This is a genomic window from Pantoea sp. SGAir0183, from assembly GCF_043545505.1.
In genome coordinates this window covers 3,106,805-3,122,662 of sequence record NZ_CP028053.1, presented here as the reverse complement: position 1 = coordinate 3,122,662, position 15,858 = coordinate 3,106,805, and the positions used below count along the sequence as shown (strand labels likewise).

At 54.8% G+C, this 15,858-nt stretch carries 14 protein-coding genes; 13 read left to right on the top strand and 1 reads right to left on the bottom strand.

Annotated features, from left to right (window positions below; genetic code table 11):
• The first annotated feature begins 40 nt into the window (after positions 1-40).
• The 5 genes from C1N59_RS14510 (at position 41) to C1N59_RS14490 (ending at position 3,921) form a co-directional block, all read left to right on the top strand.
• Positions 41-772, top strand: a complete 732-nt coding sequence (locus tag C1N59_RS14510) for a DUF969 domain-containing protein (RefSeq protein WP_394549801.1) — start codon at positions 41-43, stop codon at positions 770-772.
• Positions 769-1,785 (top strand): DUF979 domain-containing protein, encoded by a 1,017-nt coding sequence (locus C1N59_RS14505; RefSeq protein WP_394549800.1) that lies wholly within the window; start codon positions 769-771, stop codon positions 1,783-1,785. The genes C1N59_RS14510 and C1N59_RS14505 overlap by 4 nt, the downstream gene beginning before the upstream one ends.
• A gap of 6 nt (positions 1,786-1,791) precedes the next feature.
• A complete protein-coding gene (pcp, locus tag C1N59_RS14500) occupies positions 1,792-2,439 on the top strand; it encodes a pyroglutamyl-peptidase I (RefSeq protein ID WP_394549799.1) in 648 nt (215 codons plus the stop codon).
• 11 nt (positions 2,440-2,450) lie between these two features.
• A complete protein-coding gene (gene nei / locus C1N59_RS14495) occupies positions 2,451-3,239 on the top strand; it encodes an endonuclease VIII (protein WP_039337980.1) in 789 nt (262 codons plus the stop codon).
• Positions 3,240-3,333: 94 nt separating this feature from the next.
• The gene (locus C1N59_RS14490; protein WP_033739342.1) at positions 3,334-3,921 is read left to right on the top strand and encodes a GNAT family N-acetyltransferase; all 588 of its coding nucleotides are present in this window, start codon (positions 3,334-3,336) and stop codon (positions 3,919-3,921) included.
• A 79-nt stretch (positions 3,922-4,000) separates the two neighbouring features.
• On the opposite strand, the gene C1N59_RS14485 is transcribed toward C1N59_RS14490, so the two are convergent.
• The gene (locus C1N59_RS14485) at positions 4,001-5,284 is read right to left on the bottom strand and encodes a citrate synthase (RefSeq protein ID WP_006118451.1); all 1,284 of its coding nucleotides are present in this window, start codon (positions 5,282-5,284) and stop codon (positions 4,001-4,003) included.
• A gap of 624 nt (positions 5,285-5,908) precedes the next feature.
• Between C1N59_RS14485 and sdhC the strand changes: the two genes are divergently transcribed.
• The 8 genes from sdhC (at position 5,909) to sucD (ending at position 15,494) form a co-directional block, all read left to right on the top strand.
• Positions 5,909-6,298, top strand: coding sequence for a succinate dehydrogenase cytochrome b556 subunit (gene sdhC / locus C1N59_RS14480; protein WP_033739345.1), 390 nt, complete (start codon positions 5,909-5,911; stop codon positions 6,296-6,298).
• Positions 6,292-6,639 carry a succinate dehydrogenase membrane anchor subunit gene (sdhD, locus tag C1N59_RS14475; RefSeq protein ID WP_006118453.1) on the top strand — a complete coding sequence of 116 codons (348 nt, stop codon included), beginning with the start codon at positions 6,292-6,294 and terminating at the stop codon, positions 6,637-6,639. The genes sdhC and sdhD overlap by 7 nt, the downstream gene beginning before the upstream one ends.
• Positions 6,640-8,406, top strand: a complete 1,767-nt coding sequence (gene sdhA, locus C1N59_RS14470) for a succinate dehydrogenase flavoprotein subunit (protein ID WP_006118454.1) — start codon at positions 6,640-6,642, stop codon at positions 8,404-8,406.
• Positions 8,407-8,420: 14 nt separating this feature from the next.
• Positions 8,421-9,137, top strand: coding sequence for a succinate dehydrogenase iron-sulfur subunit (locus tag C1N59_RS14465; RefSeq protein WP_006118455.1), 717 nt, complete (start codon positions 8,421-8,423; stop codon positions 9,135-9,137).
• Between the two features lie 200 nt (positions 9,138-9,337).
• Complete coding sequence (sucA, locus tag C1N59_RS14460) at positions 9,338-12,145, top strand: 2-oxoglutarate dehydrogenase E1 component (protein ID WP_006118456.1); 2,808 nt, start codon at positions 9,338-9,340, stop codon at positions 12,143-12,145.
• Between the two features lie 15 nt (positions 12,146-12,160).
• Positions 12,161-13,384, top strand: a complete 1,224-nt coding sequence (gene odhB / locus C1N59_RS14455) for a 2-oxoglutarate dehydrogenase complex dihydrolipoyllysine-residue succinyltransferase (RefSeq protein WP_006118457.1) — start codon at positions 12,161-12,163, stop codon at positions 13,382-13,384.
• 68 nt (positions 13,385-13,452) lie between these two features.
• Positions 13,453-14,619, top strand: a complete 1,167-nt coding sequence (sucC, locus tag C1N59_RS14450) for an ADP-forming succinate--CoA ligase subunit beta (protein WP_006118458.1) — start codon at positions 13,453-13,455, stop codon at positions 14,617-14,619.
• Entirely contained in the window at positions 14,619-15,494 is an 876-nt protein-coding gene (sucD, locus tag C1N59_RS14445; protein WP_006118459.1) for a succinate--CoA ligase subunit alpha, read from the top strand. Before sucC ends, sucD begins: the two co-directional genes overlap by 1 nt.
• Positions 15,495-15,858: the final 364 nt, after the last annotated feature.

Genomic DNA, 15,858 nt, shown 5'->3' with positions numbered 1-15,858 from the left:
CCTGAACGTCTCAGGCTTACTACTTCACGAGGGGAAAAGTATGGACAGCGTAGTAAATCTCTGGCCGCTGCTGGGCATTGCTGCCATCGTCGTTGGCTTCGTTTTGCGTTTTAATCCGGTGCTGGTGGTCATTGTTTCAGGCTTCGTCACCGGGATCGCTGCCCTGATGCCGCTGGGCGATATTTTACAAAAGCTGGGTGAGGGATTTCTGAATACCCGCAACCTGCCGTTGATCCTGCTGCTGCCGCTGGCGGTTATTGGCTTACTGGAACGCCATGGTCTGAAACAGCGTGCGCAGGCGTGGATTGCCCGGATCAAAACGGCGACGGCGGGACGGTTGCTCATTGTCTATCTGTTTGTGCGTGAGGTGACTGCGGCCCTCGGGCTGACCAGTCTCGGCGGCCATCCGCAAATGGTGCGCCCGCTACTTGCGCCGATGGCCGAGGGGGCCAGCGAAAACCGCTACGGGGCACTACCGCCCGAGGTCCGTCATCGCCTGCGTGCCATGTCCGCTGCCACCGACAACGTCGGGCTGTTCTTTGGTGAGGATATCTTTGTCGCCTTTGGCGCCATTATTTTTATGCATAACTTTATGCAGGAGTCCGCCGGTATCCAGACTGAGCCATTGCATATTGCCCTGTGGGGCATTCCCACGGCGCTCTCAGCCTTTCTGATTCATTCCGCCCGCCTGATCAGGCTGGACCGCCAGCTGGCACGAGAACTGCGCGTTATCAACAGCAAGGCCATGAAAGCCAAAGGAGAGCCGTCATGATTCAGCAACAGTATCTGATGTGGCTGGCTGGCCTGATTCTGCTGGTTGTCGCGGTTTTATCCTGGCGCGACAGCGCAAATCCGCGCCGTTTCACCACTGGCTTATTTTGGGGACTGTATGGCCTGATTTTTCTGGTGGGTGACTGGACAACCGCCCTGATGACCCAACTGATGGGCTCTGCCGAAAGCGGCACACGTATGTTGCAAATTAGCGTGGGCGTAGCGGTGGTTATCATGGGGATCCTTGCCGGTTGTGGTGGGGTAAGAATGGGCCGCTATCACCAGCGCAGTGAGGCGGAAAAACAGGCCAGTGCCCAGCGTCTGGGCAACAAACTTTTCCTGCCAGCCCTGGCGATCCCCGTCGTGACAGTGATCGGTGTGTTAGCGTTTAATAACCTTCCCGGTCTGCAAACGTGGGTGTTCGGCGCGGGCAACCATTCCACCCTGATTACGCTGTTCTCCATGGCCACAGGCTGTCTGCTGGGCTGGCTGATCGCCATGAAAATGACGCGTGAAACCCCAGTGCAGTCGATGCAGGAAACCCGACGTTTGCTGGACTGCATCGGCTGGGCGTTTCTCCTGCCGCAAATCCTGGCAACCCTGGGGCTACTGTTTACGGCCGCGGGCGTCGGTGGCGCGATCTCCCATCTCACCGAACATTATCTTGCCGTGGATAACCGCTTCATTGCGGTCACGGTTTACGCGGCAGGGATGGCACTGCTCACCATGGTGATGGGGAATGCATTCGCGGCGTTCCCGATTATTACCGCGGGCATCGGCATTCCCATTCTGGTGTTACAGCATGGCGGTAACCCGGCGGTCATGGCGGCAATCGGGATGTTTTCCGGCTACTGCGGTACGTTAATGACGCCGATGGCAGCAAACTTCAACATTGTGCCTGCTGCCTTGCTGGAGTTACCGGATCGCAACGCGGTCATCAAAGCTCAGGTGCCAACCGGTGTGCTACTGTTAATTGTTAACATTTTCTTACTCTACTTCCTGATGTTTTTGTGAGGCAGCATGAAAACGGTATTAATGACGGCATTTGAGCCCTTTGGCGGCGAATCCATTAATCCCTCCTGGCAGGCGGTCAGTGCCCTTGAAGGCCAGACTATTGCCGGCGCACGCATCGTGACGCGCCAGTTGCCCGTCGTATTCAGCGAGGTGCTGGACGTGCTGTATCAGGCGCTGGAAACGATCAGGCCCGATGCCGTTATCGCTGTCGGGCAGGCAGGCGGTCGCAGCGATATCACGGTAGAGCGAATTGGTATTAATGTGGATGATGCGCGCATTCCGGATAATGCGGGCAGGCAACCCGTGGACGAACCCATCGTTCAGGATGGCCCGGCCGGATATTTTTCACGCCTGCCGATCAAAGCCATTGTGGCCGCGGTGCGGGAAGCGGGCATTCCGGCATCGGTGTCGCAAACCGCAGGAACTTTTACCTGTAACCGGGCAATGTATGGCCTGTTGCACTGGCTTGAAAGCAACGGCAGCCCGGCACGGGGCGGTTTCATTCATATTCCCTACCTGCCTGAACAGGCGGTGCATCACCCGGGTGCACCCAGTATGCCCGCCGCAACCGTTATTGAGGCGCTGAAAATTGCCGTACAAACGACCCTGACCACCGCTCAGGATGTGAAGGAAGTGGGTGGCGCAACGCATTAAGAGGACGAGTGATGCCTGAAGGACCGGAGATTCGCCGCGTGGCGGATCAGCTTGAAGTGGCCATCGTCGGCCAGCCCCTGACCGACGTCTGGTTTGCGTTTCCCGAATTAAAAACCTATGAGCCCGCATTGCTGGGAGAACAGGTGGCGTCGATAGAGACGCGCGGTAAAGCGTTGCTGACCCATTTCAGTAACGGCCTGACGCTGTATTCGCACAATCAGCTGTACGGCGTCTGGCGCATCGTCCCGCCAGACATGCAGCCCGAGACAAAACGGCAGTTACGTGTGCGTCTCGCGACGGCCAATCAGGCGATATTGCTTTACAGCGCGTCGGATATTGAACTCCTGAATGCGGAAACGCTTGCCCGTCATCCGTTTCTCAACCGCATTGGGCCGGATGTACTGAATGCGGAGTTGACCGTAGAGGCGGTCAGGGAACGGCTGTGCTCGCCGCGTTTCTGTCGCCGCCGGTTCAGCGGACTGTTACTGGATCAGGCTTTTCTGGCCGGACTGGGCAACTATTTACGTGCTGAGATCCTCTGGCTGGCCCAGTTGCTTCCCCGGCATAACGCACAGTCGCTGAGTGAGGCGCAACTGACGGCTTTCTGCGAAGCGCTGTTGTCTGTGCCGCGTCATGCCTATCGCATGCGCGGCACCATGAAAAAATACCACAGCGAAGCGGCATTTCGGTTTGAAGTGTTCCACCGTCAGGGCAAGACATGTCGCCGCTGCGGTGAAGTGATCGAAAAGGGCGTCCTGTCCGCCCGACCGTTTTACTGGTGCCCTGGCTGTCAGAGATAAAAACGCTGGCCTGTCCCGCCGTTGCACGCGGGCAATGTCACTCGTCAGCGAAGGATATCGTCACCCGGTTTTCTTCACAGCATAAGGAATCATCATGACACCTGAGATTGTGACGGAAAGGTTGCGCTTAAAACCCCTGTCGCTGGAGGATGCCGATGCCATGCAGATCGCGTTTCCGCGCTGGGAAATTGTACGCTACCTGATCGATTCGGTGCCCTGGCCTTATCCCGAGGGCGGGGCACGAGACTATATTGCCAATGTCGCCTTACCGGCGGTCGCGGCCGGGACGGGCTGGTACTGGACATTGCGGCCTAAAGCGGCGGAACAGCAACTGATTGGCGTTATTTGCCTGATGGAGACGCCGGATAATAACCGGGGCTTCTGGTTGGTACCGGAGTGGCAGGGGCAGGGCTATATGACAGAAGCCTGCCTGGCCGTGACGGACTACTGGTTTACCGATCTGAAAAAACCGCTGCTGAGAACGCCAAAAGCGGCACTGAATCAGCGATCTGTGAACATTTCGGTCAACAGTGGTATGCGCTGTATCCGCACAGAGAAAAAACAGTACGTTTCAGGCACACATGACTCGCAATTATGGGAAGTGACGCGAGAAGAATGGCAGGCCTTTCGGGCATCTCAAACGTCCGCCGTTCATCCTCTCACTAAGATTCGCTCACGCTGACCGGCGGCGTCAGTAAAAAAAAGCGGCGGTGCCGTAAGGACACCACCGCTTTTCGCCTTACCGCCCGTTGCCGGACAGCTTATTTATCCAGCTTCGAGCTGAACTCGCGTTCGGTGTAACCAGTATACAGCTGACGCGGACGGGCAATTTTCATGCCTTCGTCGTGCATTTCTTTCCAGTGCGCGATCCAGCCAACGGTACGCGCCATGGCGAAAATCACGGTAAACATGGACGAAGGGATGCCCATGGCTTTCAGGATGATACCGGAGTAGAAATCCACGTTTGGATAGAGTTTGCGTTCGATGAAGTACGGGTCGTTCAGCGCAATGTGTTCCAGTTCCAGCGCCACTTCCAGCAGATCGTCTTTCATGCCCAGTTCGTTCAGTACTTCATGGCAGGTTTCACGCATAACGGTCGCGCGCGGGTCATAGTTTTTATAAACACGGTGTCCAAAGCCCATCAGGCGGAAAGAGTCATTTTTGTCTTTAGCACGGCGCACAAACTCAGGAATGTGCTCGACGGTGCTGATCTCTTCCAGCATACGCAGACAGGCTTCGTTCGCGCCGCCGTGTGCGGGTCCCCACAGGGAGGCAATACCGGCCGCGATACAGGCAAACGGGTTAGCGCCTGACGAGCCAGCGGTACGTACGGTAGAGGTCGAGGCGTTCTGTTCATGATCGGCGTGCAGAATCAGAATGCGATCCATGGCGCGTTCAAGCACAGGGTTAACCTTGTATTCTTCACACGGTGTTGCAAACATCATGTGCAGGAAGTTACCGGCATAGGAGAGGTCGTTACGGGGATAGACGAACGGCTGACCGATTGAATACTTGTAACACATCGCTGCCATGGTAGGCATTTTCGACAGCAGACGGAAAGCGGCGATTTCACGGTGGCGCTCGATGTTTACATCCAGCGAATCGTGATAAAACGCAGCCAGTGCGCCGGTCACGCCGCACATCACCGCCATCGGGTGTGAATCACGACGGAAACCGTGGAACAGACGGGTAATCTGCTCATGAATCATCGTGTGGCGCGTAACCGTTTGTTTAAACTCTTCAAACTGGGCTTTCGTGGGGGCTTCACCATTTAACAGGATGTAGCACACTTCCAGGTAGTTAGAGTGGGTAGCCAGTTGGTCAATAGGGAAGCCGCGGTGAAGCAGAATGCCTTCATCACCATCGATAAAGGTGATTTTTGATTCGCAGGACGCTGTAGACGTGAAACCAGGATCGAAGGTAAACAGGCCGTTGGAACCCAGCTGACGGACATCGACGACATCCTGGCCCAGCGTGCCTTGCAGTACACCCAGTTCAATGGACGTTTCATCTGATAGGGTTAGCGTCACTTTTTTATCTGTCATTTTCGTCTCCATAGCGCCTTAGGCAGGTAAGGATCTTTCGACACCTGAAACGCGTGCATGTTGCAATTTGGCAGTACTTCACGGTGTCACTCTGCATTATAAGCAGTGAAGGGTACAGAGTGAGAGGCGCGTTCCACTGGAAATGTAAAGCCGTGACATGTGCATATCGCGGTTGTTAAAGATCCGGTCAGGACATAACTTCTTTGTAACCAATAACCTGATGGTATTTAAAGCGGTTACCGACAATGTTACATAACTTCAGCTTAGGAGAAAGTGTATCCCCATAACTTTTGTGCATCATAGGATTTTATCGGACTAGTTTGTAACTGAATTGTTGAACTATTGTCAAATCAGATAATTAAATTTGTATGAATTGTGAAAAACGTGAGTGGGATCACTGTTCCATCGAAAATTCTCCAAAGAGTTTGTAGGGGAATTGTAATCAGAATGTGATCGTCCTATACTTCCGGCCAGGTCTCCGGAACACCCTGACACCAGGAGCCACCCAGCGTTTGTACCACGTCATTTAACACTGGATGTTGCTATTTTGGTGACGGATTAAGACTGAACCTTTTTTTCGGGTTTGGGCCTGTCTTCCGGAGGAAGCAAAATAAAAAGAGCTGTGTGGGCAAAACCGTGAAAAAACAAAGACCTGTCAACTTGGATCTCTCGACGATCCGGTTTCCCGTTACTGCAATATCGTCCATTCTCCACCGTGTCTCCGGCGTCATCACTCTGGTTGCTCTCGGCATCCTGTTGTGGCTTCTCGGTCTTTCTCTCTCCTCTCCTGAAGGTTTTCAGCACGCGGCATCTATCATGAGCGGCTTCTTTGTGAAGTTTATCATGTGGGGCATTCTGACCGCGTTGGCCTATCATACGGTGGGCGGGATACGTCATATGTTAATGGATTTTGGTTATCTGGCGGAAACGCTCGAAGCAGGTAAGCGTTCTGCGCAGGTGACATTTGGTATTACTGTCGTGCTTTCAATCTTAGCAGGAGTCCTCGTATGGTAAGCAATGCATCCGCGTTGGGTCGCAATGGCATTCAGGACTGGCTGTTGCTGCGCGCGTCGGCAATCCTTATTACGCTTTACATCATCTACATGCTCGGTTTCGTGGTGATGACAGACACGCTGACGTATGACATCTGGCGTGGCTTCTTTGCCTCAGCATTTACAAAAGTGTTCACGCTCCTGACGCTGTTTTCCATCCTGATCCACGGCTGGATTGGTATGTGGCAGGTCTTAACGGACTACGTGAAATCGCTGGCGGCGCGTTTGCTGTTACAGCTGGTTATCGTGGTGGCACTGTTGTCATATGCAATTTATGGGTTTGTTGTGGTGTGGGGTGTGTAAATGAAGTTACCAGTCAGAGAATTTGATGCCGTGGTGATCGGCGCAGGTGGCGCGGGTATGCGCGCGGCACTGCAAATCTCCCAGTCGGGCCAGACGTGCGCCCTGCTGTCCAAAGTGTTCCCAACCCGTTCTCATACGGTATCCGCGCAGGGCGGTATTACCGTTGCGCTGGGCAATACCCATGACGATAACTGGGAATGGCATATGTATGACACCGTCAAAGGCTCCGACTATATCGGCGACCAGGACGCGATTGAATACATGTGCCACGTCGGTCCGGAAGCGATTCTGGAACTGGAACACATGGGCTTACCTTTCTCCCGTCTTGATGACGGCCGCGTTTATCAGCGTCCGTTTGGTGGTCAGTCAAAAAACTTCGGTGGTGAGCAGGCGGCGCGTACTGCCGCGGCAGCTGACCGTACTGGCCATGCCCTGCTGCATACGCTGTATCAGCAGAACCTGAAAAACAAAACCACCATCTTCTCCGAATGGTATGCACTGGATCTGGTCAAGAATGACGACGATGCGATTGTGGGTTGTACCGCTATCTGCATGGAAACCGGTGAAACCGTCTACTTCAAAGCCAAGGCGACCATTCTGGCGACCGGTGGTGCAGGACGTATCTATCAGTCGACGACCAATGCCCACATTAACACTGGCGACGGTGTTGGCATGGCGCTGCGCGCAGGTGTACCGGTGCAGGACATGGAAATGTGGCAGTTCCACCCAACCGGTATCGCAGGTGCGGGTGTGCTGGTCACCGAGGGCTGCCGCGGTGAAGGCGGCTATCTGCTGAACAAACACGGTGAGCGCTTCATGGAGCGCTATGCGCCAAACGCCAAAGACCTGGCAGGTCGTGACGTGGTGGCCCGTTCTATGATGGTGGAAATTCGTGAAGGCCGGGGCTGTGATGGTCCATGGGGCCCGCACATCAAGTTGAAACTTGACCATCTGGGTGCCGAAGTGCTGGAGTCACGTCTGCCGGGAATCCTGGAACTGTCCCGTACCTTTGCGCACGTTGACCCGATTAAAGAGCCGATTCCTGTTATCCCAACCTGTCACTACATGATGGGCGGCGTACCGACCAAAGTGACCGGCCAGGCGCTGCGCGTCAATGCGCAGGGCGAAGATGAAGTGATTCCGGGCCTGTTCGCTGTGGGTGAAATCGCCTGCGTATCTGTTCACGGCGCGAACCGTCTGGGCGGAAACTCACTGCTGGACCTGGTGGTCTTTGGTCGCGCGGCGGGTGTTCATCTGCTTGAATGTCTGGAAGAGCAGGGCGAACTGCGCGAAGCCAGTCAGGAAAACATCGATGCTGCCATGGCGCGCTTCAATCGCTGGGAGAACAACACCACGGGTGAAGATCCGGTTGAAATCCGTAAAGCGTTGCAACGCTGCATGCAGAACAACTTCTCGGTCTTCCGCGAAGGTGATGCCATGCGTGAAGGTCTTGAAGAGCTGAAAGTGATTCGTGAGCGCCTGAAGTCTGCGCGTCTGGATGACCGTTCACCCGACTTCAATACACAGCGTATCGAGTGCCTTGAGCTGGATAACCTGATGGAAACCGCCTATGCCACAGCGGTTGCGGCTAACTTCCGTACAGAAAGCCGTGGTGCACACAGCCGCTTCGACTATCCGGAACGTGATGATGCGAACTGGCTGTGCCATAGCCTCTATGTTCCGCAAACGGAAAGCATGACGCGCCGTGAGGTGAACATGCAACCGAAACTGCGTGCGGCCTTCCCGCCAAAAGCGCGTACCTATTAATTGCGGAGATCATCATGAGACTAGAATTTTCGATCTATCGTTATAACCCGGACGTCGATGATAAACCGCGCATGCAGGATTACAGCCTGGAAGCGGAAGATGGCCGTGACATGATGCTGCTGGACGCGCTGATCCGTTTAAAAGAAAAGGATCCTACGCTGGCTTTCCGTCGCTCGTGCCGTGAAGGCGTGTGCGGATCAGATGGCCTGAACATGAACGGTAAAAACGGCCTGGCCTGCATTACGCCGGTTTCCGCTTTAGGCAACGGTAAGCAGAAGATTGTGATTCGTCCTCTGCCTGGCCTGCCTGTGGTGCGCGACCTCGTGGTAGACATGAGCCAGTTTTATACTCAGTATGAGAAAATTAAGCCTTTCTTGTTAAACAACGGTGAAAACCCACCTGCGCGTGAGCATCTGCAGACGCCGGGCGAGCGTGAGCATCTGGACGGCCTGTATGAGTGTATTCTCTGCGCCTGTTGCTCAACCTCATGCCCGTCGTTCTGGTGGAATCCCGATAAGTTCATCGGGCCTGCGGGTCTGCTGGCGGCATACCGCTTCATTATTGACAGTCGCGACACCGAAACCGATGCGCGTCTGGATAATCTGAGCGATGCATTCAGCGTGTTCCGCTGCCACAGCATCATGAACTGTGTCAGCGTGTGTCCTAAAGGTCTTAACCCCACGCGCGCCATCGGCCATATCAAGTCGATGCTGCTGCAACGCGGGGCATAGTGATACAGCCGGGAACCTCAGGTTCCCGGTGTTTTACGGAAGCCTCTTTAAACGCGGTCCCGACCACGTTTACAAAGGTTCCCTTACGGGCCGGGCGCGCGCTGCGCACAGTGCTCGTATCGCTGAACTCACTACGGCAAACCGCGAAAGCGGCAACAAATGAAACCTCAATAAAGCATAACATTGCTTAAGGGATCACAATGCAGAACAGCGCGATGAAGCCCTGGCTGGACTCCTCCTGGCTGGCCGGCGCGAATCAGTCTTACATAGAGCAACTCTATGAGGATTTCCTGACCGATCCTGACTCTGTGGATGCAGTGTGGCGCTCGATGTTCCAACAGTTACCAGGCACGGGAGTGAAACCCGAGCAGTTCCACTCCGCGACCCGCGAATATTTCCGTCGCCTGGCGAAAGACGCATCTCGTTACACCTCCTCAGTCACCGATCCGGCAACCAACTCCAAGCAAGTGAAAGTGCTGCAACTGATCAACGCGTTTCGTTTTCGCGGCCATCAGGAAGCAAACCTGGATCCGCTTGGCCTGTGGAAACAGGACCGTGTTGCCGATCTCGACCCTGCTTTTCACGATCTGACCGACGCCGATTTTCAGGAAAGCTTTAACGTAGGTTCTTTTGCTATTGGCAAAGAAACCATGAAGCTGGCCGATCTGTTCGAGGCGCTGAAGCAGACTTACTGTGGTTCGATTGGTGCAGAGTACATGCACATCAACAACACCGAAGAGAAACGCTGGATTCAGCAGCGTCTCGAATCCGGTGCTGGCCACTGTTCGTTCAGCGGTGAAGAGAAAAAAGGTTTCCTGAAAGAGCTGACTGCGGCAGAAGGCCTTGAAAAATATCTGGGCGCAAAATTCCCGGGTGCCAAACGCTTCTCGCTGGAAGGCGGTGATGCACTGGTGCCTATGCTGCGTGAGATGATTCGTCATGCAGGTAAAAGCGGCACCCGCGAAGTGGTGCTGGGGATGGCGCACCGTGGCCGTCTCAACGTCCTGATTAACGTGCTGGGTAAAAAGCCACAGGATCTGTTCGACGAGTTCTCAGGCAAACATAAAGAACACCTGGGCACCGGTGATGTGAAGTATCACATGGGCTTCTCATCGGATATCGAAACCGAAGGCGGTCTGGTACACCTGGCGCTGGCCTTTAACCCGTCTCACCTGGAAATTGTCAGCCCGGTGGTCATGGGGTCGGTGCGTGCCCGTCTGGATCGTCTGGCTGAGCCGGTCAGCAATAAAGTGCTGCCCATCACTATTCACGGTGATGCGGCGGTCATTGGTCAGGGCGTGGTGCAGGAAACCCTGAACATGTCTCAGGCCCGCGGCTATGAAGTCGGTGGCACCGTGCGTATCGTGATCAACAACCAGGTGGGTTTCACCACCTCGAATCCGAAAGACGCGCGTTCTACACCGTACTGTACTGACATTGGTAAAATGGTGCTGGCACCGATTTTCCACGTCAATGCGGACGATCCGGAAGCGGTGGCCTTTGTGACCCGACTGGCGCTGGACTATCGCAATACCTTTAAACGCGATGTGTTTATCGATTTGGTGTGCTATCGCCGCCATGGTCACAACGAAGCGGATGAGCCAAGCGCCACGCAGCCGTTGATGTACCAGAAAATCAAAAAGCATCCCACACCGCGTAAAATCTACGCCGATCGTCTGGAAAGCGAAGGTGTCGCGTCGCAGGAAGATGCCACCGAAATGGTCAATCTGTACCGTGATGCGCTGGATGCCGGCGAATGCGTGGTGCCAGAATGGCGTCCGATGAGCCTGCACTCCTTCACGTGGTCACCGTATCTGAATCACGAGTGGGATGAACCCTATCCGGCTCAGGTGGACATGAAGCGTCTGAAGGAGCTGGCGCTGCGTATCAGCCAGATCCCTGAAGAGATTGAAGTCCAGTCTCGCGTCGCCAAGATCTATAACGATCGTAAGCTGATGGCCGAAGGCGAGAAAGCGTTTGACTGGGGCGGGGCTGAAAACCTGGCGTACGCCACGCTGGTCGATGAAGGCATTCCGGTACGTTTGTCGGGTGAAGACTCCGGCCGTGGCACCTTCTTCCACCGTCATGCCGTGATCCACAATCAGACCAACGGTTCAACCTACACGCCACTACACCATATTCATAACAGTCAGGGTGAATTCAAAGTCTGGGACTCCGTCCTGTCTGAAGAAGCCGTGCTGGCCTTTGAATACGGTTATGCCACCGCAGAGCCGCGCGTGCTGACCATTTGGGAAGCGCAGTTCGGCGATTTTGCTAACGGTGCGCAGGTGGTGATTGACCAGTTCATCAGCTCCGGCGAGCAAAAATGGGGCCGTATGTGTGGCCTGGTGATGCTGCTGCCACACGGCTATGAAGGTCAGGGCCCTGAGCACTCCTCCGCCCGTCTGGAACGTTATCTGCAGCTCTGCGCTGAGCAGAACATGCAGGTCTGCGTACCCTCAACACCGGCTCAGGTTTACCACATGCTGCGTCGTCAGGCGCTGCGCGGTATGCGCCGTCCGCTGGTGGTGATGTCACCGAAGTCGCTGTTGCGTCATCCTCTGGCGATTTCCTCGCTGGATGAACTGGCAAACGGCAGCTTCCAGCCAGCGATTGGCGAAATTGACGATCTGGATCCGCAAGGCATCAAGCGCGTCGTGCTGTGCTCCGGTAAGGTCTACTACGATCTGCTGGAACAGCGCCGTAAAGACGAAAAAACCGATGTCGCTATCGTGCGTATCGAACAACTTTACCCGTTCCCGCATCAGGCGGTACAGGAAGCGTTAAAAGCGTATTCCCACGTACAGGATTTTGTCTGGTGTCAGGAAGAGCCACTGAACCAGGGTGCCTGGTACTGTAGCCAGCACCATTTCCGTGATGTGGTACCGTTTGGTGCAACGCTGCGTTATGCAGGTCGCCCGGCATCGGCTTCACCGGCCGTGGGTTATATGTCCGTACATCAACAACAGCAGCAAGACCTGGTTAATGACGCACTGAACGTCAATTAATTAAAAGGAAAGATAATGAGTAGCGTAGATATTCTCGTTCCCGACCTGCCTGAATCGGTTGCAGATGCCACAGTAGCAACCTGGCACAAGAAACCAGGCGATGCAGTCAGTCGCGATGAAGTCATCGTCGAAATTGAAACCGACAAAGTGGTTCTGGAAGTGCCGGCGTCTGCGGACGGCGTGCTGGAAGCCGTACTGGAAGAGGAAGGGGCAACCGTTACCTCTCGTCAGATTCTCGGCCGCCTGAAAGAAGGTAACAGCGCTGGCAAAGAAAGCAGTGCGAAAGTCGACAGCAACGAATCCACACCAGCCCAGCGTCAGACCGCTTCTCTGGAAGAAGAGAGCAACGATGCGCTGAGCCCGGCGATTCGTCGTCTGATTGCCGAACACAACCTTGATGCCTCACAGATCAAAGGCACCGGCGTGGGTGGACGTTTAACGCGCGAAGATGTTGAAAAACATCTGGCGAACAAACCGCAGGCAGACAAAGCCGCGGCACCGGCATCTGACGCGCAGCCTGCCCAGCAGCCTGTGGCTAACCGCAGCGAAAAACGTGTGCCAATGACGCGCCTGCGTAAGCGCGTGGCGGAACGTCTGCTGGAAGCCAAGAACAGCACCGCCATGTTGACAACCTTCAACGAAATCAACATGAAGCCGATTATGGATCTGCGTAAGCAGTACGGCGAAGCGTTCGAGAAGCGTCACGGTGTGCGTCTGGGCTTTATGTCGTTCTACATTAAAGCCGTGGTGGAAGCGCTGAAGCGTTACCCTGAAGTCAACGCCTCAATTGATGGCGAAGACGTGGTTTACCACAACTACTTTGATGTCAGCATCGCCGTTTCTACCCCACGAGGCCTGGTGACCCCTGTTCTGCGTGATGTGGATGCGCTGAGCATGGCTGACATCGAGAAGAAAATTAAAGAACTGGCAGTAAAAGGCCGTGACGGCAAGCTGACGGTTGACGATCTGACGGGCGGTAACTTCACCATCACCAACGGTGGTGTGTTTGGTTCACTGATGTCAACGCCAATCATCAACCCGCCACAGAGCGCAATCCTAGGCATGCACGCCATTAAAGATCGTCCTATGGCGGTGAATGGTCAGGTTGTGATCCTGCCAATGATGTACCTGGCGCTCTCTTATGATCACCGTTTGATCGATGGTCGTGAATCTGTCGGCTATCTGGTCGCAGTGAAAGAGATGCTGGAAGATCCGGCGCGTCTGCTGCTGGATGTCTGATTCATCACTGGGCACGCGTTGCGTGCCCAACCTCAATACTCTTTTCAGATCTGAATGGATAGAACATCATGAACTTACACGAATACCAGGCTAAACAGCTGTTTGCACGGTATGGCATGCCAGCACCGACCGGCTACGCCTGTACTACACCACGTGAAGCAGAAGAAGCGGCATCGAAAATCGGCGCAGGCCCGTGGGTAGTTAAATGTCAGGTTCATGCCGGTGGCCGCGGTAAAGCGGGCGGTGTGAAGGTAGTTAACAGTAAAGAAGATATCCGTGCTTTCGCTGAAAACTGGCTGGGTAAACGTCTGGTGACCTACCAAACTGACGCCAATGGCCAGCCGGTAAACCAGATTCTGGTTGAAGCGGCGACCGACATCGATCAGGAGCTGTATCTGGGTGCCGTGGTCGACCGTGCAACGCGTCGCGTGATCTTCATGGCGTCAACCGAAGGTGGCGTGGAAATCGAGAAAGTGGCGGAAGAAACCCCGCACCTGATCCACAAAATGGCGCTTGATCCGCTGACCGGTCCTCAGCCTTATCAGGGCCGTGAGTTGGCGTTCAAACTGGGCCTGACCGGCAAGCAAGTCAGCCAGTTCACCAAAATTTTCATGGGTCTGGCGACCATGTTCCTGGAACGTGACCTGGCGATGGTTGAGATCAACCCGCTGGTCATCACCAAACAGGGCGATCTGATCTGTCTGGATGGCAAACTGGGTGCCGATGGCAATGCCCTGTTCCGTCAGCCAGAGCTGCGTGAAATGCGCGATCCAAGCCAGGAAGACCCACGTGAAGCACACGCAACGCAGTGGGAACTCAACTATGTTGCGCTGGAAGGCAACATCGGTTGTATGGTTAACGGCGCAGGCCTGGCGATGGGCACCATGGACATCGTTAAGCACCACGGCGGTCAGCCAGCAAACTTCCTGGATGTCGGCGGCGGCGCGACCAAAGAGCGCGTAACGGAAGCCTTCAAAATCATCCTGTCTGACGACGCCGTGAAAGCGGTTTTCGTTAACATCTTCGGCGGCATCGTGCGTTGCGACCTGATCGCAGACGGCATCATCGGTGCAGTGGCAGAAGTGGGTGTGAACGTACCGGTTGTGGTACGTCTGGAAGGTAACAACGCTGAGCTGGGCGCTAAGAAACTGGCGGACAGTGGTCTGAACATCATTGCAGCAACCAGTCTGACAGACGCGGCACAGCGTGTTGTTGCTGCTGCGGAGGGTAAATAATGTCCATTTTGATCGACAAAAACACCAAAGTCATTTGCCAGGGTTTCACCGGCGGACAAGGGACGTTCCACTCTGAGCAGGCGCTGGCTTACGGCACGCAGCTGGTCGGCGGTGTGACGCCAGGCAAAGGCGGCACCACTCATCTGGGCCTGCCGGTGTTTAACACCGTGCGTGAAGCGGTTGAAGCCACTGGCGCAACGGCTACCGTCATCTACGTTCCGGCTCCGTTCTGTAAAGACGGTATCCTGGAAGCGATCGATGCCGGCATCAAGCTGATCATCACCATCACCGAAGGCATCCCGACGCTGGATATGCTGACCGTGAAAATGAAGCTGGATGAAGCGGGCGTTCGCATGATCGGGCCAAACTGCCCGGGTGTGATCACCCCAGGCGAATGTAAGATCGGTATCATGCCGGGCCACATTCATCAGCCAGGCCGCGTCGGTATCGTATCGCGTTCAGGTACGCTGACGTATGAAGCCGTTAAGCAGACTACCGATATCGGTTACGGCCAGTCTACCTGTGTTGGTATTGGTGGTGACCCGATCCCGGGTTCTAACTTCATCGACATCCTGAAAATGTTCCAGGACGATCCACAGACTGAAGCGATCGTCATGATCGGTGAAATCGGGGGCAGCGCGGAAGAAGAAGCGGCTGCCTTTATCAAAGATCACGTGACCAAGCCGGTTGTGGGCTACATCGCAGGCGTGACCGCGCCGAAAGGCAAACGTATGGGCCATGCAGGCGCCATCATCGCCGGCGGTAAAGGTACGGCAGACGAGAAGTTTGCTGCACTGGAAGCGGCGGGCGTGAAAACCGTACGCAGCCTGGCTGACATCGGTGATGCTGTTAAAGCCGTTCTGCCAGCGAAGTAATCGCATCCACTGAAAAAGCCACCTTCGGGTGGCTTTTTTTATGGCTGGCAAAACATTGCCGCACAGCCACAAGGCCGGTCACGAACGTGGGTAGTGAAAAAAGGGCGCTGGCCGGACGGGCAGGGCGGATTGCAGGCAGGATGATTGCCTGTCACTCACTTAAAAAATACGCTGCCCTCAGGCCCGTTTTTTAGATATTGAATAAGAACGTGAAATAACCATTAAATTAATTTAAGTATTGCCCCGTTTATTTGCTATGCTGAATTCAGCCCACCGCATCGTCGTCGCGGATCGTTAAGTTATTAAAAAGGGAACAAAGTTAAATTTCTTTATAATTAAAAATTAATAAGAGACAATTTTTTAA